The organism is Actinomycetota bacterium, assembly GCA_016700055.1.
Classification (GTDB): domain Bacteria; phylum Actinomycetota; class Acidimicrobiia; order Acidimicrobiales; family Ilumatobacteraceae; genus Kalu-18.
In genome coordinates this window covers 3,195,895-3,218,507 of record CP064997.1, presented here as the reverse complement: position 1 = coordinate 3,218,507, position 22,613 = coordinate 3,195,895, and the positions used below count along the sequence as shown (strand labels likewise).

Genomic DNA, 22,613 nt, shown 5'->3' with positions numbered 1-22,613 from the left:
CGGGCTCATCGGTGGGCGTCCCCGACACGCGCGGAGAGCTGATCGAGGACCGCCGCCAGCCTGTCGAGCTGGGGTCCGACGGCGGCCGGACCTGCGCCGCCGGGACTGGTGCGCATCTGCACGCCCATGCCGGGAGCGATCAGCCGCGCGGCCTGCGGGCCGAGTGCCGGGTCGGCGCCGGCCAGGTCGGGCAAGCTGCCTTCGCCGGCGACGTGGCGCCTGACCAGGGATCCGACGATCGCGTGCGCGTCCCTGAACGGGGTACCGGCGCGCACCAGCCACTCGGCGAGATCGGTCGCCGACATGATCTCGGCATCGGCGCCGGCGCGCATCGCGTCGGCGTCGAACGTGGCGGTGGCGATCATTCCGGCGAGCGCACCGAGGGCGAGCGAGACCTGGTCGACGGCGTCGAACAGCGGCTCCTTGTCCTCCTGCAGGTCACGGTTGTACGCGAGCGGCAGTCCCTTCAAGGTGGCGAGGAAGCCGGTCAGGTCGCCGATCAGGCGCCCGGCCCTGCCCCGCGCCAGCTCGGCGATGTCGGGGTTCTTCTTCTGCGGCAGCATCGACGAACCGGTGGCATAGGCGTCGTCCAGCCGGGCGAAGCCGAACTCCTCGCTCGTCCAGAGCACCCACTCCTCGCCGATGCGCGACAGGTGAACCGCCGTGAGCGTGAGGTCGAACAGCGCCTCGGCGACGAAGTCACGGTCGCTGACCGCGTCGAGGGAGTTGTCGAACGCCCTGGCGAAACCGAGCTCGCGGGCGGTGAACTCGGGGTCGAGCGGCAGCGAGGAGCCGGCAAGCGCTCCGGCCCCTAGGGGTGACACGTCGAGACGTTCCACGGTGTCCGCCAGGCGCTCGACGTCGCGCACCAGCGCCCACCCATGGGCCGCGAGGTGGTGGGCCAGCAGAATCGGCTGGGCGCGCTGGAGATGCGTGTATCCGGGCAGGTAGACCGCTCCTTCCCCGACGCCCGCTTCCCCCGCGCGCTGCAGCAGCACCCGTGCCAGGCCGAGGATCCGACCCGCGACGGCCGCCAGCTCGCGCTTGCACCACAACCGCAGCGCTGTCGCCACCTGGTCGTTGCGGCTGCGGCCGGTGTGCAGCTTGGCCCCAGCGGCCCCGGCGAGCTCGGTGACGCGCCGCTCGATCGCGGTGTGGATGTCCTCGTCGCTCGGCACGAACGCGAACTCGTCGGCAGCCATCTCACGCTCGACGGTGTCGAGCGCGTCGAGCACGGCGTCACGCTCGTCGTCGGAGAGCAGACCCACATGGCAGAGGCCGCGCACGTGGGCGCGTGATCCGGCGAGGTCGTCACGCCACAGGCGGCGGTCGAAGCCGAGGCTCGCGGTGAAGGCGAGCAGCTCTTCTGCGGGCCCGCTGCCGAAGCGGCCGTGCCACAGGGTGCGGCCCTCGCCCATCAGGGCCGCCCGCCGGCACCACTCACACCCGCCAGCTCACGCAGGCGGTCGGCGAGGCCGACCCCACCGAGCTCCTCGGCGGCGATGCAAAGCACGGTGTCGTCGCCGGCGACGGTGCCGATCAGCCCGGACATGCCGCTGCGGTCGAGTGCGCTGCCCACCACGTGGGCGCACCCCGGCGGCGTGCGCACGACGACGAGCGTGCCCGAGCTGCGCACCTCGGCCACCCACTCGCCGAGCACCCGGCGCAGCTGGTCCGAGGGCGCGAGGCGGGCCGGCTCGTACTCGGGGATCGCGTACACCGAGTCACCCCCTGGCACCCGCACCTTCACCGCGCCGAGGTCGTCGAGGTCACGCGAGACGGTGGCCTGGGTGGCGGAGATGCCCTCGCCGGCGAGCAGGTCGACGAGCTGGCCCTGGTTCGTCACCCCGTGCTGGCCGATCAGGCGGGCGACGAGCTGCTGGCGTTGGGTCTTCGTGGCCATCACCGCACCCCCAGCAAGAACGCGATCGCGGCCCGCGCGGCGTGCAGCCGGTCGTGGCCCTGGCGGATGACCCTGCTGCGCGGTCCGTCGATCACATCGGCGGCCACCTCGAAGCCGCGGTAGGCGGGCATGCAGTGCATGAAGATCGCGTCGACTGCCGCGCCGGACATCATCGCCTCCGTCACCGTGTACCCCTCGAACGCACGGCGGCGCTCCTCCTTCTCGGCCTCCTGCCCCATCGACGTCCACGTGTCGGTGTGCACCGCGTCGGCGCCCTTGATCGCGGCCTCGGGCCGGGGGTGCTGCTCGACGCTGGCCGCACCGAGAGCAGCGAGCGTGGCCAGGTCCTCGTCGCCGGCGTCGAACCCCGGCGGGCACCCGAAGCGGACGTGCATCCCGAGCATCGCCGCTGCCCTGCCGAGCGAGCGCGCGACGTTGTTGTAGTCGCCGACGTAGGCGACGGTGCGATCGGCCAGCGGGCCGAGCTCGGCGGCCATCGTGAGCACGTCGGCCAGCGCCTGCAGAGGGTGTTCCCGGTCGGAGAGCATGTTGACCACCGGTGTGGACGAGACGGCCGCCATGCGCTCGACGACGGAGTGGTCGAACACCCGGGCGGCGAGCAGGCCGTGGTAGCCGTTCAAGATGCGGGTGACGTCCTCCACCGGCTCACGCACGTCGAGACCCACCTCTTCGCCACGGGTGTACACCGGGTGCCCGCCGAGCTGGACCACTGCCATCTCCATCGAGTGCCGGGTGCGGTTGGACGGCTTCTCGAAGATGAGCGCTGCACCCTGGCCCTCGAGCGGGCGCCCCAGCGACGCGATCGGGCGCCGAGCGATGTCGAGCACGAGCGCGAGCTCGCTCGGATCGAGATCGGTCACCCCGAGCAGATGGCGCATCAGTGATCCCCTTCGGAGATGGCGCCGAGCACGACGCGCAGCGTCTCCATCGCTTCGTCGATCTCGGCTGCGGAGACGGTGAGTGGTGGGGTGAGGCGCAGCGCGGATGCAGTCACCGCGTTCACGACCAGCCCCGCGTCCAGTGCGCCGGCGGCGACCGCCTTCGCATCGAGCCCCGGCACCAGCTCCGCGCCGAGCAGCAGTCCCTGGCCGCGCACCTCGACGACTCCGGGCAGCGCCCGCAGGCCGGCAGCAAGCTGCTCACCGCGCCGAACCGCGAGACGAGGGGCGTCGATCCGCTGCATCTCCTCGATCACGGCGAGCACTGCCGCGGTGGCGATCGGCGTGCCGCTGTAGGTGGAGCCATGGTCGCCCGGGCGGAACACCTGGGCGACGTCACGGCGTGCCCAGCATGCCCCGACCGGCATGCCGTTGCCGATCGCCTTGGCGAGCGTGACCACGTCGGGGGCGATGCCCGCGTGCTGGAACCCGAACCACTTGCCGGTGCGGCCGAAACCGGTCTGCACCTCATCGACGATCATCAACATGCCCCGCTGGTCGCAGAGCTCACGGATCGCGCGCAGGTAGCCCTCGGGTGCGGGCAGCACGCCTCCTTCACCCTGTACCGGCTCGATCAGCACCGCGCTGACGGTGGAGTCGACGGCCTGGACGAGCGCGTCGACGTCTCCCCACGCGGCGTGGCGGAAGCCGTCGGGCATCGGGTGGAAGGGCTCGTGCTTCATCGGCTGGCCGGTGGCGGCGAGGGTGGCGAGCGTGCGTCCGTGGAAGCTGCCGTAGGCGCTGACGACCACATGGCGGCCCCGCCCGCCGAACTTGCGGGCGAGCTTCAGCGCGCACTCGTTGGCCTCGGCGCCGGAGTTGCAGAAGAACACCTGACCCTCGCCGGCTCCGGCAGCGGCGAGGAGCTCGTTCAGTGCCAGGGCCGCCCTCGTGGCCACCGGGTTGGCGAAGAAGTTGGAGACGTGCAGCAGCGTGTTCGCCTGCTCGGCGACGGCCGCGGCCACCCGGGGGTGAGCGTGACCGAGCGAGGTGACCGCGATGCCGGACAAGAAGTCGAGATAGCGCCGTCCGGTGCTGTCCCACAGCTCGGTGCCCGAGCCGCGCTCGAACATCACCGCAGGCGGGCCGAACACCGGCATGTACGGGCATGCCTGGAGGCCCCACGTGTCGAAGGCGTGCGCGCTCTGCGAAGCCGAAGCGTTCACCGCGTCACGCGCCCATCACCATCGTGCCGATGCCGGCGTCGGTGAAGATCTCGAGCAGCAGCACGTGGGGGACCCTCCCGTCGAGCAGGTGCGCGCGACGCACCCCGCTGCGCACGGCGTGCACGCAGCTCACTGCCTTCGGGATCATCCCTCCGGCAATCGTTCCGTTGGCGACGAGGTGCTCGAGCTCGTCGGCGGTGGTCTGCGCGATCAGGCTGTCGGGGTCGTCGACGACGCGGCGCAGGCCTTCGATGTCGGTCAGGTAGACGAGCTTCTCCGCGCGGACGGCCTCGGCGAGGGCGGCGGCGACGGTGTCGGCGTTGATGTTGTACGCCTGGCCCCTCTCGTCGGTGCCGATCGTGGCCACGACGGGGATGAAGTCCTCGGCCAGCAGGCCCTCGATGATCGCCGGGTTCACATGTGCGACATCACCGACGTAGCCGAGCGCGGGGTCGCGCGCGGTCGCCTTGATCAACCCGGCGTCCTCTCCGCTGACACCTACCGCGTAGTCGCCGTGGACGTTGATCGCGGAGACGATCTGCGGGTTCACCTGGCCGATCAGCACCATCCGAGCGATGTCCACGGTCTCCGCGTCGGTCACCCGCAGCCCGTCGCGGAACTCGGCGGTCTTGCCGAGGCGCGCCATCAGATCGCTGATCTGGGGACCGCCACCGTGGACGACGACGGGCTTCATGCCGACGAGGCGCATCAGCACGATGTCCTCGGCGAAGAGGGCCAGGGCGTCGGCCTCGGACGAGCCGGCCAAAGCGTTGCCCCCGTACTTGACGACCACGATCTTGCCGGCGAAGCGACGGATGTACGGCAGCGCCTCGACGAGAACAGCCGCCTTCTCGCCGGCGTGGCTGCGACGCTTGTCGGTCATGGGTACACACCCACCGCGGCCAGCCCGGCGGTCTCCTCGAGACCGAGAGCGACGTTTGCCGCCTGCACCGCTCCACCCGACGCGCCCTTGGTGAGGTTGTCGATGGCGCAGATCACGAGCACGTAGCCGGTGCGCTCGTCGTAGCGCGCGCTCAGGTGCGCCGTGTTGGAGCCGAGGGTCGCCTTGGTGGACGGCGGAGCTGCGCGCACGGAGACGAACGGCTCGCCGTCGTACGCAGCAGCGAGCGCGGCGAGCAGCGAGGCGGTGGTCGGCTCGGTGCCCGGCGCCGGCCGCGCGTAGCAGGTGGCGAGGATGCCGCGGCTCATCGGCACGAGGTGTGGCGTGAACAGGATCTGCGCCCCCGTCTGCTCCTCCATCTCCGGCGTGTGGCGGTGGTCGAGCAAACCGTAGGCGGTGACGTCGTCGGCGGCGGTGCAGTAGAGGCTCGTGTGCTTCAGCGCCCGTCCGGCCCCGGAAACACCCGACGCCGCGTCGACGATGACCCCGGCGGGGTCGATCATGCCGGCATCGACGAGTGGGGCGATCGCCAACGTGGCGGCGGTGACATAGCAGCCGGGAGTCGCGACGAGGCGAGCACCGCGCAGCTTCGCCCGGTGACGTTCAGGCAGGCCGTAGACCGCCTCGGCCAGCAAGGCAGGCTGGTCGTGCTCGAAGCCGTACCACCGCGGGTACGCCGACGCGTCGCTCAGGCGATAGGCCGCCGAGAGGTCGACCACGCAACCGACTTGGCCGACGAGTTGGGGGGCGAGCGAGAGGCTCGCCTCGTGAGGCAGGCCGAGGAACACGAGATCGAGCCCGGCGCAGCGGCCGAGGTCGAGCTCTTCGAAGACGAGGTCCGGGTAGCCCGCCGAGAGACTCGGGTAGAGGTCGCCGGCGTGGATGCCGGCCTGCGAGTCGCCGGTCGCGTACACGACCTCGAGATCGGGGTGTGCGGCAGCGAGGCGCAGCAGCTCCGCGCCCGTGTAGCCCGACGCTCCGACGATACCGACCCTCAACATAGGCGCATGACCATACAGGGCAAGGCATCGCCATGCAACCAGCGAAAGGGCCGGCTCCTCGGGCGGAGGCCTGCGCCGGTGGCCGCGATTCGGCGGTAGTTGTTGGCATCATGGGGGGCGATGTCTGTTGGTGCACCGACGAACGGCCGGCTGCTGGTCGCTACTCCCCCGCTCGTCGACCCCAACTTCGATCGCACCGTCGTCTACGTGATCGAGCACACCGACGAGGGCGCGCTCGGTCTGGTGCTCAACCGACCGACCGACGAGGACGAGCTGCCCGGGCTGCACTCGTGGCTGGCCGCGTCGAGCTCGCCGGCGGTGCTGTTCGACGGAGGGCCGGTGGAGATCGACGCGCTGATCGGTCTGGCGAGGGCCGAGGGCGAGAGCGAGGGCTTCGCGCCGATCCGTGACGGACTCGGCACGGTCGACCTCGAGGCCGAGCCCGAGCAGCTCGACGTCGCGTTGCGCGAGGTGAGGGTGTTCCGCGGCTACTCGGGCTGGGGCCCGGGCCAACTCGACGACGAGCTGGAAGCCGGCGCCTGGATCGTCCTCGACGCCGAGCCCGGCGATCCCTTCACGCACGACCCCGACGGCTTGTGGCGCGCAGTGCTGCGTCGCCAGGGCGGCCGGCTGGCATGGCTGGCCAACTGCCCCGACGACATCTCGGCCAACTAGCGCGCCGAACCACGCAGCGGCTTCCCATGGAGCGCAGGCGCTAGCCGCGCAGCGTGCCGCCTGCCTTCGTCGCGGCGGCGATGCACGCGCGACGCACGTCGGCCACCTCGGCATCCGTGAGCGTCCGGTCGTCGGCCTGCAGGCGCAGGCGGTAGGCCAGGCTGCGCACGCCGTCGCCGAGGCTCGACCCGCGATAGACGTCGAAGAGCTCGAGGTCGGCCAGCAGCCGGCCCGCCCCTTGCCGCAGCGCCTTGTCGATGCGTTCGGCCGCGACCTCGTCGGGAGCGACGAACGCGAGGTCGATGTCGCTCGACGGGTATCGGCTGACGGGCTTCCACTGCACCGGACGCGGCTCGCGCGCGAGGAGCACCCCGAGGTCGAGCTCGAGCACCGCCACCCGCTGCGCCACTCCGAAGGCCTCCTGTACGTCGGGATGGATCTCGCCGACGGCCCCGACCGTGTCGCGCCCCATCGTCAGCGTCGCCGAGCGGGTGGGGTGCAGGCCATCGGGCGGACGGCCTTGGTCCACCCGGGCGCCCACGCCGAGCGCGGCCGCCACCTCGCGCCACACGGCCACTGCGGCCGGTGCCTCCTGCCCGGCGAGCACGACGCACAGCGCCTCGTACTCGTCGGGCAGCACACCAACGCCTGGCGGGTAGACGTGGCCGATCTCGTACAGCGCCACGCCCTGGCGCCGGTGCGACTCGTTGAACGCCACCGCAGCGAGAAGCCCGGGGCGCAGCGACGTGCGCAGGATGCTCTCCTCGGCGACCAGCGGGTTGGCAAGGGGGATCGCCGCGGCACCGCTCAGCCCGGCGCGATCGAGGTCACCCGGGGCGAGGAACGGGTTGGGCATCGCTTCGGACACGCCGAGCCCGAGCAGCACCTGGCGTAGCTCGCGCCGGCGGCGCTGGACCACCGAGAGCCGGCCGTGCACCGTCGAGTTCGGCAGCGTCTTGCCGACTCTCTCGTAGCCGTAATGGCGGGCGATCTCCTCGATCACGTCGACCTCGGCGTCGCTGTCGGGTCGCCACGTTGGCAACGCCACGTCGACCACGCCTGTCGGATCGCCGGAGCGGAGCTCGGTGGTGTAGCCGATCGGGTCGAGCAAGGGCGCGATGTCGGCAGCGGTGAGCGCGGTGCCGAGGATGCGGTTCACCTCCGACACGCGCACCGTCGTCCGCCGGTCGGGGGGCGGCAACGACGAACCGCGGGCATCGACCCCACCGGGGTGCACCACCAGCTCTGGGCAGGTCTCACGCAGCAGCTCGGCGAACCGGGCGATCGCGCGGTCGGGCCCGTAGGGGTCGACGCCGCGCTCGAAGCGCGCCGACGCCTCCGAGCGCAGACCCAGCCGCTGGGCCGTCTGCAGCACCCCGGTCGCCTCGAACCACGCGACCTCCAAGGCGACGGTGGTGGTGTCCTGCGCGATCTCCGTGTTCGCTCCCCCCATCACCCCGGCGATGCCGATCGGACGGTCGTCTGCGTCGCAGATCAACAGGTCGTCGGCGCAGAGCCCGCGTTCGACCCCGTCGAGCGTGGTCATCGTCTCGCCGTCTTCCGCGCAACGGATGCGGAAGCCCGTCCCGAGACGGTCGAGGTCGTAGGCGTGGTTCGGGGAGTTCAGCTCGAGCATCACGTAGTTGCTGACGTCGACCGCGTTGTTGATCGGGCGCATGCCGGCGAGCGTCAGGCGTTCGGCCATCCAGGGCGCGCTCGGTCCGACGGTGACGCCTGAGATCACCGTCGAGGTGAACCGCCCGCAGCGCTCGCCGGCGAGGATCTCGACCGACGCCTGGCGCGACTCACCCGACACCCCCAGTGCCGGCTCGGGCATCGCGAACGGCAGGTGCAGGTGCGCGGCCAGGTCTCGCGCGACGCCGACGTAGCCCCAGCAGTCGGGCCGGTTACGGGTCAGGTCGAGGTCGAACAGGACGTCTTCGCGTAAGCCGAGCGCTTCGCCGTAGGGCACGCCGAGCGCGACGTCGGGGGGGAGCACCATGATCCCGGTGTGGTCGTCGCCGAGGCCGAGCTCGCGCGCCGAGCACAGCATCCCCTCGGACTCGATGCCGAGGATGCCGCGACGTTCGATCGTGCGACCGTCGGGCATCGTCGTGCCGAGCGTGGCCAGCGGCACGACGTCGCCGGCGACGAAGTTGAACGCACCGCACCACACGTGGTGTTCGGCGCCGTCGCCGGTGTCGACGTACACGCGATGGACCTTGGCGGCCTCGGGATGGCGCTCCGTGCGCAGCACCCGCGCGGTGACCACTCCGGGAACGCTGGCGCCGACCCGGTCGATCCCCTCAACGGTGAGCCCGATGGAGGTCAGCGCGGCGCCGAGCGCGTCGGCGTCGTCGCCGAACGGTGCGTATTCGTTGAGCCAGGAGAGCAGGATCTTCATCTCAGAACTGCTCCAGGAACCTGATGTCGTTGGTGTACATCTCGCGGAGGTCGGTCACGCCGTGGCGCTCCTTGGCCATGCGGTCGATGCCGAAACCGAATGCGAAGCCGCTCCACTCCTCGGGGTCGAGGCCACCGGCGCGCAGCACGTTCGGGTGCACCATGCCGCACCCGCCGAGCTCGATCCACGAGCCGTCGGGTGAGCGGATGTCGAACTCTGCGGACGGCTCGGTGAACGGGAAGTACGACGGTCGCAGCCGCGAGCTGAACCCCTTCCCGAAGTAGGCGGTGGTGAACGCCTCGATCGTGCCGGCGAGGTCGGCCAGGGTGATCCCGCGGTCGATCACCAGACCCTCGATCTGGTGGAACACGGGCATGTGAGTGGCGTCGGGGGTGTCCCGGCGGAACACCCGGCCGGGCATGACCATGTAGATCGGCGGGGGCTGCTCCTGCATCACCCTGATCTGCACCGGCGACGTGTGCGTGCGCAACACCACCGTGCCGGGCTCGCCGTAGTCGACGAACAGCGTGTCCCACTCGCCGCGAGCGGGGTGCGACGGTGGCATGTTCAGCGCCTCGAAGTTGTACCAGTCGCTCTCCACCTCCGGCCCCTCGGCGATCTGGAAGCCGAGGCCGATGAAGACGTCCTCCAAGTGCTCCCACGCCTGGGTGACGAGATGGGCGTGCCCGCGCTGCGGACGTCCGAGGTGCTCGGTCAGGTCGAGCTGCTCGGCGTCGAGCTGCAGCGCGCGGGCGTCGCGCGCGAGCGCTGCGCGTCTCGCCGAAAGTGCGGCCTCCACGTCGGACAGCGCTTCGTTCAGCGCGCGCCCGGCGTCCTTCTTCTGCTCCGCCGAGTCGAGCTTGCCGAGGCCCGCCTTCAACGCGGCCATCTGGCTCTTCTTGCCGAGCATCTCGACGTCGAGCGCGCGCAGCTCGTCGAGCGTCGAAGCTGCAGCGGCACTGGCGATCGCCTGGTCACGGGCTGCGCGGATTTCGTCGATCATCGTTCTTTCGTTCTGGTGCATCGCGAGTCCCTTCGCGTCGGTTGACGGATGGTCCCCCGGGAGACTCGGCGAGCGTGGGCGCGTCAGCGAAGCGGCGTCACGTCCCCGGGCATCACCCGGGGGCGGGGAAATCGCCGACGTGCGTCCATCACGGTGCCAGGCTACTCGGGCTGGCGCGCCGCTGGCGAGCTACTTCGAAGCACAACACGGTGGCCGCCATCGCCACGTTGAGGCTCTCCGCTCGGCCGCGGTGCGGGATGGTGAGCCAGCCGTCGACCGGCGCGGCGTCGTCGACGCCGTGCGACTCGCTGCCGACGACGATGACCACCGGCCCGCTCATGTCGATCTCGTCGTACGGGACGCCGTGGTGCGAAGACGTCGCGTAGAGCGCGCGCCCGGCGCGGGCGAGCTCGGGCCAACCGAGCGGATCGGCCACGGGGACCCTGAACAGAGCGCCCGCCGAGGAGCGCACGGACTTCGGGTTGAACGGGTCGACGCTGCCTGTGGTGAGCCCGACGAGCTCGACTCCCGCGGCCTCGGCCGAGCGCAAGATGGTGCCGAGGTTGCCCGGGTCGGCGACACGATCGGCGACGACCACGAAGTCGGCGGCCTTGACGGCGTCGGGATCAGCGACCCGGCGGCGGACCACCGCGAGCACGGGCTGGGGGGTGCTCGTGGAGGCCACCCGTTCCAGCACGCCTTCGGCGAGCTCGTACACCGCCACACCGGCTGCGTCGGCGGGGGTAGCTCCTTGGGGGACGAACTGCGCCTCGATCTCCCATCCGGCGGCGAACGCCTCGGCAACGAGCAGCGGGCCTTCGACGACGAACGCGCCTTCTTCTGAACGCGCACTGCGGCGCCCGAGAAGGCGCCGCAGCCGCTGAACTGCCGGATTGGTGTAGGCGAGTGGGCCGCTCAGGCCAACGCGCCCTTCGCGGTCTCGACGAGGCGGGCGAACGCCGCCGGATCGGTGACGGCGAGATCGGCGAGGATCTTGCGGTCGACCTCGATCCCGGCCGCGCCGAGGCCGGCGATGAACCGGCTGTAGCTGAGGTCGTTCATCCGGCAGGCGGCGTTGATGCGCTGGATCCAGAGGCGACGGAACTCGCCCTTGCGCGCCCGGCGGTCACGGAACGCGTACTGCCCGGACCTCATCACCTGCTCGTTCGCCGCCCGGAAGGAGCGGCTCTTGTTCCCGTAGTAGCCCTTGGCGCGTTGGAGCACCTGCTTGCGGTGCTTCTTCGAACCGACGGCGCGCTTCACCCTGGCCATCTCTTCGTCCTTTCTCGATCTCTCTCAGTTCGTCTGGAACGCCGGATCAGCGCTCGGCGAGCAGGCGCTTGATCTTCTTCGCGTCGCCGGGGTGGACGTCGACTGTGCCGTCGAGGCGTCGCGTCCTGGTGGACGGCTTCTTCTCGAACAGGTGCTGGCGCATCGCCTGCTGGCGGCGAAGCTTGCCGGACCCGGTCTTCTTGAACCGCTTGGCGGCGGTCTTGGAGGTCTTCATCTTGGGCATCTGCGTGGTTGTTCCTTCTCGGCCGCTCGGGAGCGGGGTCAGGTCTCTGTCGTCGTGACCGGGTCTGTCGTGACCGGTTCTGTCGTGACCGGCTCAGTCGTGACCGGTTCTGTCGGGGCTTCTGTGGTGGCCGCCGCTTCATCTCCGGTGGCCGCCACAGGGGCTGGCGCGGACTGGTCGCGGTGGTCGTCTTCTCGCTTCTTCGGGACCGGCTTCTTGTCCGGGGAGAGCACCATCGTCATGTTGCGGCCCTCGAGGCGGGCCTGGGTCTCGACCTTCGCGAGCGGGGCGACCTGGACGAGCACTGCGTCGAGGATCCGCGAGCCGAGCTCTGGGTGTGCCATCTCACGCCCACGGAACTGCAGCGTGACCTTCACCTTGTGTCCCTCGGCCAAGAACTCCTGCATGTGACGCACCTTGGTGTCGAAGTCGCCCTTGCCGATCTTCGGGCGGAACTTGACCTCTTTCACCGACACGTGCGTCGTCTTCTTGCGGGCCTCTCGTGCTCGCTGGGACTCCTCGTAGCGGAACTTGCCGTAGTCCATGATCCGGCAAACGGGCGGATTCGCGGTGGGCGCCACCTCGACCAGGTCGAGATCGAGCTCACGAGCCAGCGACAATGCCTCGGGCACTGCCTTGATACCGAGCTGGCTCCCGTCGGGGCCGATCACACGCACCTCACGGGCGCGGATGCGGTCGTTGTACCGGGGCTCGTTCTGCGGCGGTGCTATGGCTGCTCACTCCTCGTGGAGTGGGCGGTGGACGATGGGTCCGTTCTCAACGGTGCCTGACCTCCCAGGGTGGTTTCGTGTGTTCGGTGACGCGACGCCACACCCCGGGTGAGACCACCGTGCGTACACGTCGGTGGCCACAGCCCATTGCATGACCCGGACGCACGCTGAACGAGACAGGTGGCCGGGTGGGGACGAACCGGCCGCGCCGGAGCCCCACTTCGCCTCAGTTGTGCCAGGTAGCCTAGCGCAGGTGGCCGAGCAAGCGACAGAGCCCGTCGGCGAGGGTGAGCCCGACGCGACAGAGGACCTCGATGAGGCCCGGGCGGCGCTCGACGACGTGAGGGCCCGCCTCGCCGAAGTGCCGGCCGAGATCGTGGTCGTCAACCACACCATGGGCCTCTACGAGCTGGCTGCCATCCACCTCGCCGCGACCCCTCCCGACCTCGCCGCGGCAGCGCTCGCGATCGACTCCGTCGCCTGCCTCGTGGAGGGCCTCGGCGAGCGCTTGGGTCCCGACGTCACCGTGTTGCGCGACGCTCTGGCCAACATCCGCCTCGCGTTCGTGCAGGTCAAGCAGGCCGCGGTCCCGCTCGACGAGGGCTGAAGCGGCCCACGGGCGCCGATCTGACTCGCCCGGCGGCCACCACCACGCCTTCGGCGCGCAGCCGGGCCGCGTGCTCGGCCTCGTGGCCGGGCACCAGGCGTCCGTTGGCGGTGACCACCCGCCACCAGGGCAGGTCCGCGAAGGCATCCCGGGCGAGCAGGTTCCCGACGAAGCGCGCGTGGCGCGGCGCCCCGGCGACGGCCGCGACGTCGCCGTAGGAGACCACCTCTCCCGGGCCGAGAGCGGCGATCACCGCCAGCATTTCGGCCTCTAGCCGGTCGTTGCTCACGCCGGACGCAGGTCGGCGGCCTCGAGAGCGCCGAACTTGGCCATCTGCACGAACGTCACCTCGGCTCCGAGCTCGATCACCCGGGTGCCGTCGGCGATCTCGACGCAATGGAACATCAGCTCGCTCCCGTCGCCGGCGGCGACCGTGCCGAGACCACGGGCGGCGTCGAACGCGGTCACCGTCCCGCGGTGTCGATCGGTGCCCCTGGAGTACGCCACGGCGCGCTCAGTGGACGATCTTCGAGATCGCGAGCTCGAGCATGTCCGAAGCGCCGGCCTCCTTCAACGCGGGGATCAAGGTGTTGATCGTGCGCTTCTCGACGACCGACTCGACCGCGAAGCCACCTCCGGCGAGCTCGCTGATCGTCGGGGACTTGGCCGAGGGCAGCACTCCGAGCACGGCCTGCAGGTCGCCGGCGCCGACGTTGAGCTTGACGAGCACCTTGCCCCTGGCCTCGAGTGTGCCGTTCAGCAGCGTCATCAGCTGTCCCATGGCATGGCACTTGGCAGGGTCGGCGTGGGCGGCGGGGTTGGCGACGACCTCGGTGTAGCTCGTCAAGATGGTGTCGATGATCCGCAGCCCTGCTGCCCGCAGTGCGCGCCCGGTCTCGGTGATGTCGACGATGCAGTCGGCGATGTCGGGGATCTTCGCCTCCGACGCCCCGTACGACAGCCGCACGTCGGCTTCGATGCCCCGCTCGCGGAAGAACCGGCGGGTCAGCTCGGGGTACTCGGTGCTCACCCGCAGCCCCTGAGGCAGGTCGGCGATGGTCTCGGCGGTGCTGTCGGATCCGACGGCGACGACCACCCGCACCGGTTGGCCGGTGGCCTTCGAATAGCGCAGCTCGCCCAGGCTGACGACGTCGGAGGAGGTCTCCTCGACCCAGTCCCGCCCGGTGACGCCGACGTCGAACAGACCCTCGGCGACGTAGACGGGGATCTCCTGCGGGCGCAGGATGCGCACCTCGGCGATCCGTGGGTCTTCGATCGTGGCCCTGTACTCGACCGACGACGAGCGGCGCACGGGGAGGTCGGCGGCCTCGAACAGGTCGAGGGTCGCCTTCTCCAGCGAGCCCTTGGGGAGCACCAGGCGCAACACGTCGGGAGACGCTACCGCCCGGTGCTCGGCCTCAGTGGGTGGTCGGCGACCCGGCGGCCAGGCGCAACGCATGGGGCAAGACGTCGAGGATCGCCCCGAGTTGCTCGACGCAGCCTGCAGGAGAACCCGGTGTGTTGACGACGACCGCCCGAGCGCGCACCCCGGCGATGCCGCGCGACAGACGCCCGAGGGGGCTGACGAGGCGCATCGCCTCGGCCAGGCCGGGCGCCTCGCGCTCGATCACCGCGCGTGTTCCCTCCGGGGTCTCGTCACGCGGGGCGAACCCGGTACCGCCCGTGGTCACGATCAGGCCGGCGAAGTCCTCGGCCATCTCGGTGAGCGCCTCGGCCACGGCCGCTGCTCCGTCGGGCGTGGTCCGGTGCTCGACCACTTCGAACCCGGCCGCCGTGAGCTGTTCCACGAGAGCACGCCCGGAGCGGTCCTCCCGGGTGCCGTGGGTGACGCCGTCGCTCACCGTCAGCACCTTCGCGCGCAGGCCCTCGCCTGCCTTTTCGGTCATCGCGACCGACGGTACCGGAGCACGACCATCCCGTCGGTGTCGGCATCTTGGGGCAGCAGCAGCGACCCGCCACCATAGGGTCGCCACGGCGGGCCGGGGCGGGACTCGACGGTCTCGAAGCCGTCCGGAACCGGATGGTCGACCGACTCGGCCGCGGTCAGCGTGCACACGCTGTAGACGAGCCACCCGTGCGGCGCGACGAGCTCCCCGCAGGCAGCGACGATCCGCCTCTGCAGCGCGGCCAGCTCGTCGACGTCGCTCGGTTGGATGCGCCAGCGTGCATCTGCTCGCCGACGGAGCGCGCCGAGGCCCGAACACGGCGCGTCGACGAGCACCCGGTCGAAGGCGCCCGCGGCGAACGGTGGTCGGGCCGCGTCGGCGACGACCACCGGCACCGGGTGCCCGGTGGCCTGAGCGTTGCGCCGCACCAGCCCGGCGCGGCCGAGGTGGCGATCACCGCCGATCACCACGGCACCGGTCGCGCTGAGCGCGGTCGCCTTCCCGCCGGGGCCGGCGCAGGCGTCGAGCACCAGCTCCCCTGGCCTCGCCTCCACCAAATCGGCCACCCACTGGCTGGCCAGGTCCTGGACGTAGCCGTCGTCGCGCACAGTCACCGGTGCCGGTCGGTTCATGCGCACCAGCGCGGCGAGCGCGTCGAACTCGCCCAGCTCGGCGACGAGGCGCCGCACGATCCAGTCGGGGTACGACAGCCGCGTCGCCTCGTCGGGCCAGATCATCGGCGTGGCGGCCACGCGGCGAAGAATGGCGTTGACGAAGCCCCGCACCCGGCGCGGGGCGAGCGCCACGGTCTCGCCGACCGCGGCGTGGGCGGGCACTCCGGCGAACTCGAGCTGGAAGGCCCCGAGGCGCAACAAGGTGCGCACCGCAGGATCGGGCTCGCTCACCACGAACCGGTCGGTGAGCGCGTCGCAGGCCCGGCGCATGCGTGTGGTGCCGTATACGAGCTCGGTCGCGAACGCACGGTCGCGCCCGTCGAGCTCGCTGCGGTCGAGCTCGGCGCGCAACGCCAGGTTGGCGTAGGCACCGCCGCTCTCGATACGTCGTAGGACGCGCACCGCGAGCGCCCTCGCGGTGTCGGCCGGGTCAGCCACCGCCGAGTGCCTCGCCCGGTTGCGGCCGGGCGCCGTTGGCCCAGGCGGCGAACGTCATCGGTGCCTTGCCTTCGGGCTGCACCCTCAGCAGGCGCAGCCCGTCGGCCGCGCCCTGGCCACCGGTACCGACGACGTCTCCGGCGAGCACGCCGGCCGCGACGTCGACGGACGGAGCGGGCTCGGCGGGCTCGGTGGGCTCGGCCTCGAGCACCTTCAACCGCCGGCCCCGGAAGGTGGTCCACGCCCCGCCGACTCGGACCACGCGGTCGAGCTCCGCGGCCGGGCGCTCCCAGTCGAGGCGCAGCTCGGCGAGGTCGATCTTGGCCGCGTACGTCGCTTCCCCGTGCTGGGGCTCGGCCGGCCCCAACCCGGCCGCCAGGCTGTCGATGAGCAGGCGCGTGCCGGCTTCGACGAGCTGGCCGCGCAGTGCCTCGGCCGTGACGCGGGGCCCGATCGCCACCGGTGAGCACCCGAAGACGTCGCCGGTGTCGAGGCCCTCGTCGACGCGCATCAGGCACACCCCGGTGGTGGTGTCACCGGCCAGAAGGGCTCGTTCGACCGGCGCCGCGCCGCGCCAGCGAGGCAGCAGCGAGAAGTGCAGGTTCACCATCGGCACCACTTCCAGCACGTGCCGCTTGATGAGCTGGCCGAACGCCACCACGACCGCGAGCTCCACGTCGGTGCCGAGCAGGTCGTCGACGGAGTGCGAGACGGCGAGCCCGAGCTCCACCGCAGCTGCCTTCACCGGCGAGGGCGCGCTCGCCCCGCCCCTGCCGCGGCGCTTGTCGGCCCGGGTGACGACGTGGACGACCTCGAACCCCGCCCGGACGAGCTCCTGCAACGGGAGCACTGCCGCCTGCGGCGTGCCGAGATACGCGATCTGCTTCGGTCGGTGCGTAGGCGCGACGGCGAGCGGTGTCGTCACGAGAGCGACAGCCGGCGGGGCTCCTTCGGCCGCCCCGCCTGTTCGCTCAGCCGGCGGTACTCGACGAGCGCGGCCTTGCGCTGCTCGGGCTCCATCCGGTCGAACATCAGCACCCCGTTCAGGTGGTCGAGCTCGTGCTGGAAGAGGCGCGCCATCACCTCGTCGGCCTCGATCTCGACGCTGTTGCCCTGCAGGTCGATGCCGCGCATCAGGACCTCTTTCGGGCGCACCATCTCGACGTAGAGCCCGGGGATGCTCAAGCAGCCCTCGTCGTACACCCACTCACCGCGCGACTCGACGATCTCGGGGTTGAGGACCACCATCGGTTCCTCGCCCATGTCCCACACGAACACCTGCCGGCGCACACCGACCTGCGGCGCGGCGAGCCCGATGCCCGTGTCGCTGCCGTAGAGGGTCTCGAACATCGCGTCGACGAGGCGCACCACCTTCGCGTCGATGTCGTCGACGGTGGCAGCCTTGGACGTGAGCACGGGGTCGCCGTACGTGCGGATCTCGTAGGCCGTGGCCATGGGGTGCCAGGCTACCGAGCACCATGGGAGACGAGGGCACCCCCCACGGCGCCCGCGGCGCCGACGACGCCGATAACGCCGGCGTCGATGCCGGCGCTCACTACTTCGACGCCAAGCCTGCCGTCGCCTCGCAGGAGGCCTTGGTGGTGCTGTCGCTGCCCGACGGCACCATCGAGCTGCTCACCGACCGCGGGGTGTTCTCCCACGGGCGGATCGACCCGGGCACCAAGCTGTTGCTGCTGCGGGCCCCACCGCCACCGCCGACCGGCCACCTGCTCGACCTCGGCTGCGGGGCCGGCCCGATCGCGCTGGTCCTCGCCCGCCGCTCGCCGGGCGCCACGGTGTGGGCGGTCGACGTCAACGAGCGGGCCCGAGATCTCTGCGCACGCAACGCCGCGCGCAACGCGCTCGCGAACGTGGTCGTCGCCGCGCCGCAGGAGGTGCCCGCGGGTCTGCGCTTCGCGTCGATCTGGAGCAACCCGCCGATCCGCATCGGCAAGCCCGCGCTGCACGCCCTGCTCGGCGAGTGGCTGGCACGCCTCGACGACGACGCCACCGCATTGCTCGTCGTGCAACGCCACCTCGGTGCGGACTCGCTGCAGCGCTGGCTAGGCGAGCACGGCTACCCGACGGAGCGCCTGTCCTCGGCACGTGGCTACCGCGTGCTGCAAGCCCGCGCGGCCAACCGCTGACCGCGGCGGGGAGCCCAGCCGGTCAACGCCGCGGCGGATCCACCTCGACCCGCACCCGCGCGCCTGGGGGGCGGGGCGCGGACGAGAGCGCTTCACCGAGGTCGTCCCAGCTCGGCGCCCGTACCAGGTAGGCGCCGTCGGCCGGGCCGGCAACCTGCACACGGGCGTCGGCGCGCAGCGACGCGGCCATCTCTGTGGCTCCCGCACCCTCCACCACCGCGAGCGCCATCGCCGGGGGGAAGCCGAGTTCGCTCCGCCGGGCCAGTTCGGCGGCCGCGAACCGTGAAGGATCGGCCAGCAACACCGCCTGCAGCACCTCGTGGCGGGGAAGGAACGTCTGCACCAGCAGCCGGCCGCCGGCCGCGCGGGGCCCGACCAGGCGGGCCGCCCTGGCCAGCAGCCCGAGTGCTTGCTCGGTGGCCCGGTAGCGAGGGGCGAGGAGCTCGGCGTCGATGTCCAAGAAGGCGACGGTGTCGGCGCGCCGGACCCGGTGCAGCACGGCTTCGGTGCCGACGTACACACCGGCCTCGGGCAGCGGCTCGCGCTCGTCGCGCTCGGCGGTGACCGCCACGACGTCTCGTGCCGCGGCGGCGGCGAGCTCCTCGCGCAGGCGCGTCACGCCCGGGCGCAGGGTGACGAGGGCGCTCGACCCACAGGCCTGGCACACGCCGGGGCGCACCGTCGCGCAGCGTCCGCAGGCGAGCTTGGCGTCGTCACGCTGGCCGACGGCGGCATCGCAGCGTTCGCAGCGCAGCAACGAGCGGCACTGCCGGCAGGCGAGCAGGCGCGAGCGGCCGCGTCGGTTCAACACGCACACCACCACGCGGTCCTCGTCGCGCAGCTGGCGCACGAGGGGGCCGGTGACGAGCGACGTGTGCCATGGCTCGTCGCGGGTGCGGTCGACGATCTCGAGCACCGGCCATCCCGCTCTCTCCTCGCTCACCGGCGGGCGATCGACACGCCCACCGGCCCAGTCGAGCGCGGCGAGCGACGGGCACGGCGAGACGAGCAGCGCGGGTACGCCGGCCCTCCGGGCCCGCTCGACGACCACGTCGCGGGCGTGCCAGGTGGGTGAGCGCTCTTCCTGCAGGGCTTCGTCGTGCTCGTCGAGCACCACGGCAGCCGCCAGCTTCGGACACGGCGCCCAGGCCGCGACTCGCGCGCCGACGACGACGTCGACGCCTCCTGCCGCGCTCGCCCACTCCCCCGGCACCACGGCCACCGTGCGCCCGGCGCGGCGCAGCCGCACCGCCATCACCCGCGCCGCGTCGAGCGACGCCGCGACGACGAGCACCGGCCCCAGCCGGCAGGCGGCGAGGACCACCCCCAGCCAGTCACCGCTCGGCACCAGCCGCAGCACGCCCCCACCGGCGGCGAGCAGCCGCGCCGCGCCGGCGTCGACGGGGTCGGGCACCGGCGCTCCCCGGGTCGGGCCGGGGAGCGACCGCACCGCGCCGGGCGGGGAGGCCGCGCCGAGGAACGGCCGCAGGCGGCCCGCGCCCCACCGGCGCGACGCCCAGGCGGCGAGCTCGAGCAGATCTGCGGACGGACCGTGGCCGGTCACCTTCGCGATCGGCTTCAGGCGGTCCGCGGGAACGTCGCTGGGGGCCGGCCCGAGCGACAGCACCCACCCGCCGACGCGGCGGCCGTGGAGCGGCACCCGCACGACGGTCCCCGGCGCGACCTCCTCGCGGAGGGTGTCAGGGACGAGGTAGTCGAACGCCTTGTCGAGCCCCGTGACGTCGGGGACGACCCGGGCGGTGAGCGAAGGTTCCTCGCTCAGCTCGCGACCGCGGCGCGGAAGTCGTCGAGACGGTTGAGGTGCTCCCACGTGAACTCGGGAAGATCGCGGCCGAAGTGCCCGTACGCAGCGGTCTTGCGATAGATCGGGCGCTTCAGCTCGAGGTCGCGCACGATCGCGGCAGGGCGCAGGTCGAACACGTCGCGCACGGCCTGCTCGATGCGGGGGACGGCGACGTGCTCGGTGCCGAACGTCTCCACCAGGATGCTCACCGGCTGAGCCATGCCGATCGCGTACGCCACCTGCACCTCGCAGCGGTCGGCTGCCCCGGCGGCGACGACGTGCTTGGCCACCCAACGCGCCGCGTACGCGGCGGATCGGTCGACCTTGCTCGGGTCCTTGCCGCTGAACGCTCCCCCGCCGTGGCGCCCCATCCCGCCGTAGGTGTCGACGATGATCTTGCGCCCGGTGAGCCCGGTGTCGGCGTGCGGGCCGCCGAGGACGAACGTGCCCGTCGGGTTGACGTAGATGGCGTAGTCGTCGTCGGCGTACCGCTCGGGGATCACGGGACGGACGACGGCTTCGATCAGGTCGGGGCGGATGACGGTGTCGCGGTCGATGCCCTCGGCGTGCTGGGTGGAGATCAGCACCGCCCGCAGCCGCACCGGGCGCCCGTCCTCGTAGTCGAAGGTCACCTGGGTCTTGCCGTCGGGTCGCAGGTACGGCACGACGCCGGCCTTGCGCACCTCGGCCAGGCGCTCGGCCATGCGGTGCGCCACCCAGATCGGCAGCGGCATCAGCGCCTCGGTCTCGTCGCAGGCGTAGCCGAACATCATCCCCTGGTCGCCGGCACCCTGGCCGGCGACGACGTCTTCGCCACTGCGCCCGCCGCGCAGCTCTTCGCTGCGGTCGACGCCCTGGGCGATGTTCGGGCTCTGCTCGTCGATGGACACGATCACGCCACACGTGTTGCCGTCGTAGCCGTAGAGGGCGTTGTCGTAGCCGATCGAGTTGATCACGCCGCGGGCGAGCTTGGGGATGTCGACATACGCGGTCGTGGTGATCTCGCCCGCGACCACGCACAGCCCCGTGGTGAGCAGGGTCTCGCAAGCCACCCGGCCGGAGGGATCCTCGTGCAAGATCGCGTCCAGCACCGCGTCGGAGACCTGGTCGGCCATCTTGTCGGGATGGCCCTCGGTGACGCTCTCCGAGGTGAAGGTCCAGCGTCGGGTCACAGTCGGGTCTCCTCTGGGGTCGGTTGGCCTGCCCGCAGCTCGACGATCGCATCGACCAGCGCAACAGCTACAGAACGTTTGTCGGTGAGAGGCACCTGCCGCAAGACACCGCCCGCGCCGATCAGGGTGACGGCGTTGGTGTCGTGGGTGAAGCCGACGCCCGGCGCGGACACGTCGTTCGCGACCACGAGGTCGAGGTTCTTGCGCGCCAGCTTCGCAACGGCGTTCTCGACGAGTTCGCTCGTCTCCGCGGCGAACCCGACGATCACCTGACCGGGGCGCTTGGCGGCCCCGAGTGCGGCCAGGATGTCGGGCGTCGGCTCGAGCACGATCTCGGGTACGCCGTCGTCCTTCTTCAGCTTGTGCGCAGCGGCCAGCTTGGGACGGAAGTCGGCCACCGCCGCGGCCATCACCACGATGCCGGCGGCGTCGGCATGCTGGTGCATGGCCGCTTCCATCTCGGCCGCGGTCTCGACCTTCGTGATCCGAACGCCGAACGGGGTGGGGAGCTCGACCGTGGAGACGAGCTCTACCGTCGCCCCTCGCGCGGCGAGTTCGGCGGCCACGGCGTAGCCCTGCTTGCCCGACGAGCGGTTCGCGATGACACGTACCGCGTCGATCGGTTCGCGCGTACCGCCGGCGCTGACCACGGCCGACACGCCCGCCAGATCGCGGGGGCCGAGCACGCGCTCCACCTCGGCGACGATCCGCTCGGGCGCCGCGAGGCGGCCCCGCCCCACGTCGCCGCCGGCGAGGCGACCGTCCTCGGGTTCGACGACCACGACGCCCCGGCGGCGCAGCACCGCCAGGTTGTCCTGGACAGCGGGGTGCTCCCACATCTCGGTGTGCATCGCCGGGCAGACGACGACAGGCGCGCGGGTGGCGAGCAGCACGTTCGTGAGCAGGTCGGTGGCGAGCCCGGTGGCGTACGCGCCGAGCAGGCGCGCGGTGGCGGGGGCGACGAGCACGAGATCGGCGGACTGCGCGATGTGCGTGTGCGGGATGGGGTCCGGCGCGTCCCACAGCTCGGTGTGGACGGGCTCGCTGGCCAATGCCGACAGCGTCGCTCGACCGAGGAACCGCTCGGCGGCACGCGTCATCACCGGCACGACATGGGCACCGGCATCGACGAGGCGACGGGACACCTCGACGGCCTTGTAGGCCGCGATGCCACCGGTGACGCCGAGTACGACGCGCCGGCCGCGTAGGTGCGACATCGCGAGCGGGTGCTCAGCCCTCGGGGGTGCGCGGGGCCGCCTCGTCGCCGCCAGGGAGCAGCGCCTCGGCGGCGTCGGCACCGAGGAGGTCTTCGGCAGATGCCTCGAGGTCTTCCTCGACGGGTGGCGTACGCACGATCTTGTCGGCGGCGATCTCTTCGAACCCGATCGACAGCGGCTTGCGGGCGACGGAGCTGACCTGTGGGGGCACGATCTTGCCGCCACCTTCGCCGAGGTGGGTGAAATAGGAGTTGATGTGGCGCGCCCGGCGGGCGGCCAAGGTGACCAGGCTGAACTTGGAGTCCACGCGGTCGAGCAGATCCTCGATACGGGGGTTCATCATCGAATCGTGGGCGCGCACCATGGTGTCGGTGGATCCTCTCGTCAG

Annotated in this window: 26 protein-coding genes; 3 read left to right on the top strand and 23 right to left on the bottom strand. The window is 71.6% G+C overall.

Annotated elements, in window-relative coordinates; all coding sequences use genetic code 11:
* Window positions 1-5 precede the first annotated feature (5 nt).
* The 6 genes from argH to IPM43_15535 all read right to left on the bottom strand — a co-directional run bounded on the left by argH (window position 6) and on the right by IPM43_15535 (window position 5,930).
* Window positions 6-1,418 (bottom strand): argininosuccinate lyase, encoded by a 1,413-nt coding sequence (gene argH, locus IPM43_15560; GenBank protein ID QQS24771.1) that lies wholly within the window; start codon window positions 1,416-1,418, stop codon window positions 6-8.
* A complete protein-coding gene (locus tag IPM43_15555) occupies window positions 1,418-1,903 on the bottom strand; it encodes an ArgR family transcriptional regulator (GenBank protein QQS24770.1) in 486 nt (161 codons plus the stop codon). Before IPM43_15555 ends, argH begins: the two co-directional genes overlap by 1 nt.
* Entirely contained in the window at window positions 1,903-2,802 is a 900-nt protein-coding gene (locus IPM43_15550; protein ID QQS24769.1) for an ornithine carbamoyltransferase, read from the bottom strand. The genes IPM43_15555 and IPM43_15550 overlap by 1 nt, the downstream gene beginning before the upstream one ends.
* The gene (locus IPM43_15545; protein QQS26501.1) at window positions 2,802-3,962 is read right to left on the bottom strand and encodes an acetylornithine transaminase; all 1,161 of its coding nucleotides are present in this window, start codon (window positions 3,960-3,962) and stop codon (window positions 2,802-2,804) included. Before IPM43_15545 ends, IPM43_15550 begins: the two co-directional genes overlap by 1 nt.
* Window positions 3,963-4,032: 70 nt before the next feature.
* Window positions 4,033-4,911 (bottom strand): acetylglutamate kinase, encoded by an 879-nt coding sequence (gene argB / locus IPM43_15540; protein QQS24768.1) that lies wholly within the window; start codon window positions 4,909-4,911, stop codon window positions 4,033-4,035.
* Window positions 4,908-5,930, bottom strand: coding sequence for an N-acetyl-gamma-glutamyl-phosphate reductase (locus IPM43_15535; protein QQS24767.1), 1,023 nt, complete (start codon window positions 5,928-5,930; stop codon window positions 4,908-4,910). Before IPM43_15535 ends, argB begins: the two co-directional genes overlap by 4 nt.
* 120 nt (window positions 5,931-6,050) lie before the next feature.
* Between IPM43_15535 and IPM43_15530 the strand changes: the two genes are divergently transcribed.
* Complete coding sequence (locus tag IPM43_15530; protein ID QQS24766.1) at window positions 6,051-6,605, top strand: YqgE/AlgH family protein; 555 nt, start codon at window positions 6,051-6,053, stop codon at window positions 6,603-6,605.
* Between the two features lie 40 nt (window positions 6,606-6,645).
* Here IPM43_15530 and IPM43_15525 read toward each other — a convergent pair whose 3' ends face one another.
* The 6 genes from IPM43_15525 to IPM43_15500 form a co-directional block, all read right to left on the bottom strand.
* A complete protein-coding gene (locus IPM43_15525) occupies window positions 6,646-9,009 on the bottom strand; it encodes a phenylalanine--tRNA ligase subunit beta (GenBank protein ID QQS24765.1) in 2,364 nt (787 codons plus the stop codon).
* 1 nt (window position 9,010) lies between these two features.
* Complete coding sequence (pheS, locus tag IPM43_15520; protein ID QQS24764.1) at window positions 9,011-10,012, bottom strand: phenylalanine--tRNA ligase subunit alpha; 1,002 nt, start codon at window positions 10,010-10,012, stop codon at window positions 9,011-9,013.
* 148 nt (window positions 10,013-10,160) lie between these two features.
* The gene (locus IPM43_15515) at window positions 10,161-10,736 is read right to left on the bottom strand and encodes an RNA methyltransferase (GenBank protein ID QQS24763.1); all 576 of its coding nucleotides are present in this window, start codon (window positions 10,734-10,736) and stop codon (window positions 10,161-10,163) included.
* Between the two features lie 191 nt (window positions 10,737-10,927).
* The gene (gene rplT / locus IPM43_15510; protein QQS24762.1) at window positions 10,928-11,284 is read right to left on the bottom strand and encodes a 50S ribosomal protein L20; all 357 of its coding nucleotides are present in this window, start codon (window positions 11,282-11,284) and stop codon (window positions 10,928-10,930) included.
* Between the two features lie 46 nt (window positions 11,285-11,330).
* Window positions 11,331-11,528: a 50S ribosomal protein L35 gene (rpmI, locus tag IPM43_15505; GenBank protein ID QQS24761.1), complete on the bottom strand. Its 198-nt coding sequence runs from the start codon at window positions 11,526-11,528 to the stop codon at window positions 11,331-11,333.
* Window positions 11,529-11,566: 38 nt separating this feature from the next.
* On the bottom strand, window positions 11,567-12,259 hold the full coding sequence (locus IPM43_15500; GenBank protein ID QQS26500.1) for a translation initiation factor IF-3: 693 nt from the start codon (window positions 12,257-12,259) through the stop codon (window positions 11,567-11,569).
* A 253-nt stretch (window positions 12,260-12,512) separates the two neighbouring features.
* Here IPM43_15500 and IPM43_15495 point away from each other — a divergent pair, with 253 nt between their 5' ends.
* Entirely contained in the window at window positions 12,513-12,866 is a 354-nt protein-coding gene (locus IPM43_15495; protein QQS24760.1) for a hypothetical protein, read from the top strand.
* On the opposite strand, the gene IPM43_15490 is transcribed toward IPM43_15495, so the two are convergent.
* The 7 genes from IPM43_15490 to def are packed head-to-tail and all read right to left on the bottom strand — an operon-like array spanning window position 12,832 to window position 17,340.
* Entirely contained in the window at window positions 12,832-13,128 is a 297-nt protein-coding gene (locus IPM43_15490) for an MGMT family protein (GenBank protein ID QQS26499.1), read from the bottom strand. The genes IPM43_15495 and IPM43_15490 overlap by 35 nt on opposite strands.
* Window positions 13,129-13,151: 23 nt before the next feature.
* Window positions 13,152-13,334 carry a hypothetical protein gene (locus tag IPM43_15485; GenBank protein QQS24759.1) on the bottom strand — a complete coding sequence of 61 codons (183 nt, stop codon included), beginning with the start codon at window positions 13,332-13,334 and terminating at the stop codon, window positions 13,152-13,154.
* A gap of 46 nt (window positions 13,335-13,380) precedes the next feature.
* Complete coding sequence (locus IPM43_15480; protein ID QQS24758.1) at window positions 13,381-14,253, bottom strand: ATP phosphoribosyltransferase; 873 nt, start codon at window positions 14,251-14,253, stop codon at window positions 13,381-13,383.
* 31 nt (window positions 14,254-14,284) lie between these two features.
* Window positions 14,285-14,773: a MogA/MoaB family molybdenum cofactor biosynthesis protein gene (locus IPM43_15475; protein ID QQS24757.1), complete on the bottom strand. Its 489-nt coding sequence runs from the start codon at window positions 14,771-14,773 to the stop codon at window positions 14,285-14,287.
* On the bottom strand, window positions 14,770-15,885 hold the full coding sequence (locus IPM43_15470; protein ID QQS24756.1) for an rRNA cytosine-C5-methyltransferase: 1,116 nt from the start codon (window positions 15,883-15,885) through the stop codon (window positions 14,770-14,772). Before IPM43_15470 ends, IPM43_15475 begins: the two co-directional genes overlap by 4 nt.
* Window positions 15,878-16,810, bottom strand: coding sequence for a methionyl-tRNA formyltransferase (locus tag IPM43_15465; protein QQS24755.1), 933 nt, complete (start codon window positions 16,808-16,810; stop codon window positions 15,878-15,880). Before IPM43_15465 ends, IPM43_15470 begins: the two co-directional genes overlap by 8 nt.
* Window positions 16,807-17,340, bottom strand: coding sequence for a peptide deformylase (gene def, locus IPM43_15460; protein ID QQS24754.1), 534 nt, complete (start codon window positions 17,338-17,340; stop codon window positions 16,807-16,809). Before def ends, IPM43_15465 begins: the two co-directional genes overlap by 4 nt.
* A 23-nt stretch (window positions 17,341-17,363) precedes the next feature.
* Here def and IPM43_15455 point away from each other — a divergent pair, with 23 nt between their 5' ends.
* The gene (locus IPM43_15455) at window positions 17,364-18,032 is read left to right on the top strand and encodes a methyltransferase (GenBank protein ID QQS24753.1); all 669 of its coding nucleotides are present in this window, start codon (window positions 17,364-17,366) and stop codon (window positions 18,030-18,032) included.
* 22 nt (window positions 18,033-18,054) lie between these two features.
* On the opposite strand, the gene IPM43_15450 is transcribed toward IPM43_15455, so the two are convergent.
* The 4 genes from IPM43_15450 to rpoZ are packed head-to-tail and all read right to left on the bottom strand — an operon-like array spanning window position 18,055 to window position 22,568.
* Window positions 18,055-19,863, bottom strand: a complete 1,809-nt coding sequence (locus IPM43_15450; GenBank protein ID QQS24752.1) for a hypothetical protein — start codon at window positions 19,861-19,863, stop codon at window positions 18,055-18,057.
* Window positions 19,812-21,008 carry a methionine adenosyltransferase gene (locus IPM43_15445; GenBank protein ID QQS24751.1) on the bottom strand — a complete coding sequence of 399 codons (1,197 nt, stop codon included), beginning with the start codon at window positions 21,006-21,008 and terminating at the stop codon, window positions 19,812-19,814. The genes IPM43_15450 and IPM43_15445 overlap by 52 nt, the downstream gene beginning before the upstream one ends.
* Entirely contained in the window at window positions 21,005-22,225 is a 1,221-nt protein-coding gene (gene coaBC, locus IPM43_15440) for a bifunctional phosphopantothenoylcysteine decarboxylase/phosphopantothenate--cysteine ligase CoaBC (protein ID QQS24750.1), read from the bottom strand. The genes IPM43_15445 and coaBC overlap by 4 nt, the downstream gene beginning before the upstream one ends.
* 13 nt (window positions 22,226-22,238) lie before the next feature.
* The gene (rpoZ, locus tag IPM43_15435; GenBank protein ID QQS26498.1) at window positions 22,239-22,568 is read right to left on the bottom strand and encodes a DNA-directed RNA polymerase subunit omega; all 330 of its coding nucleotides are present in this window, start codon (window positions 22,566-22,568) and stop codon (window positions 22,239-22,241) included.
* Window positions 22,569-22,613: the final 45 nt, after the last annotated feature.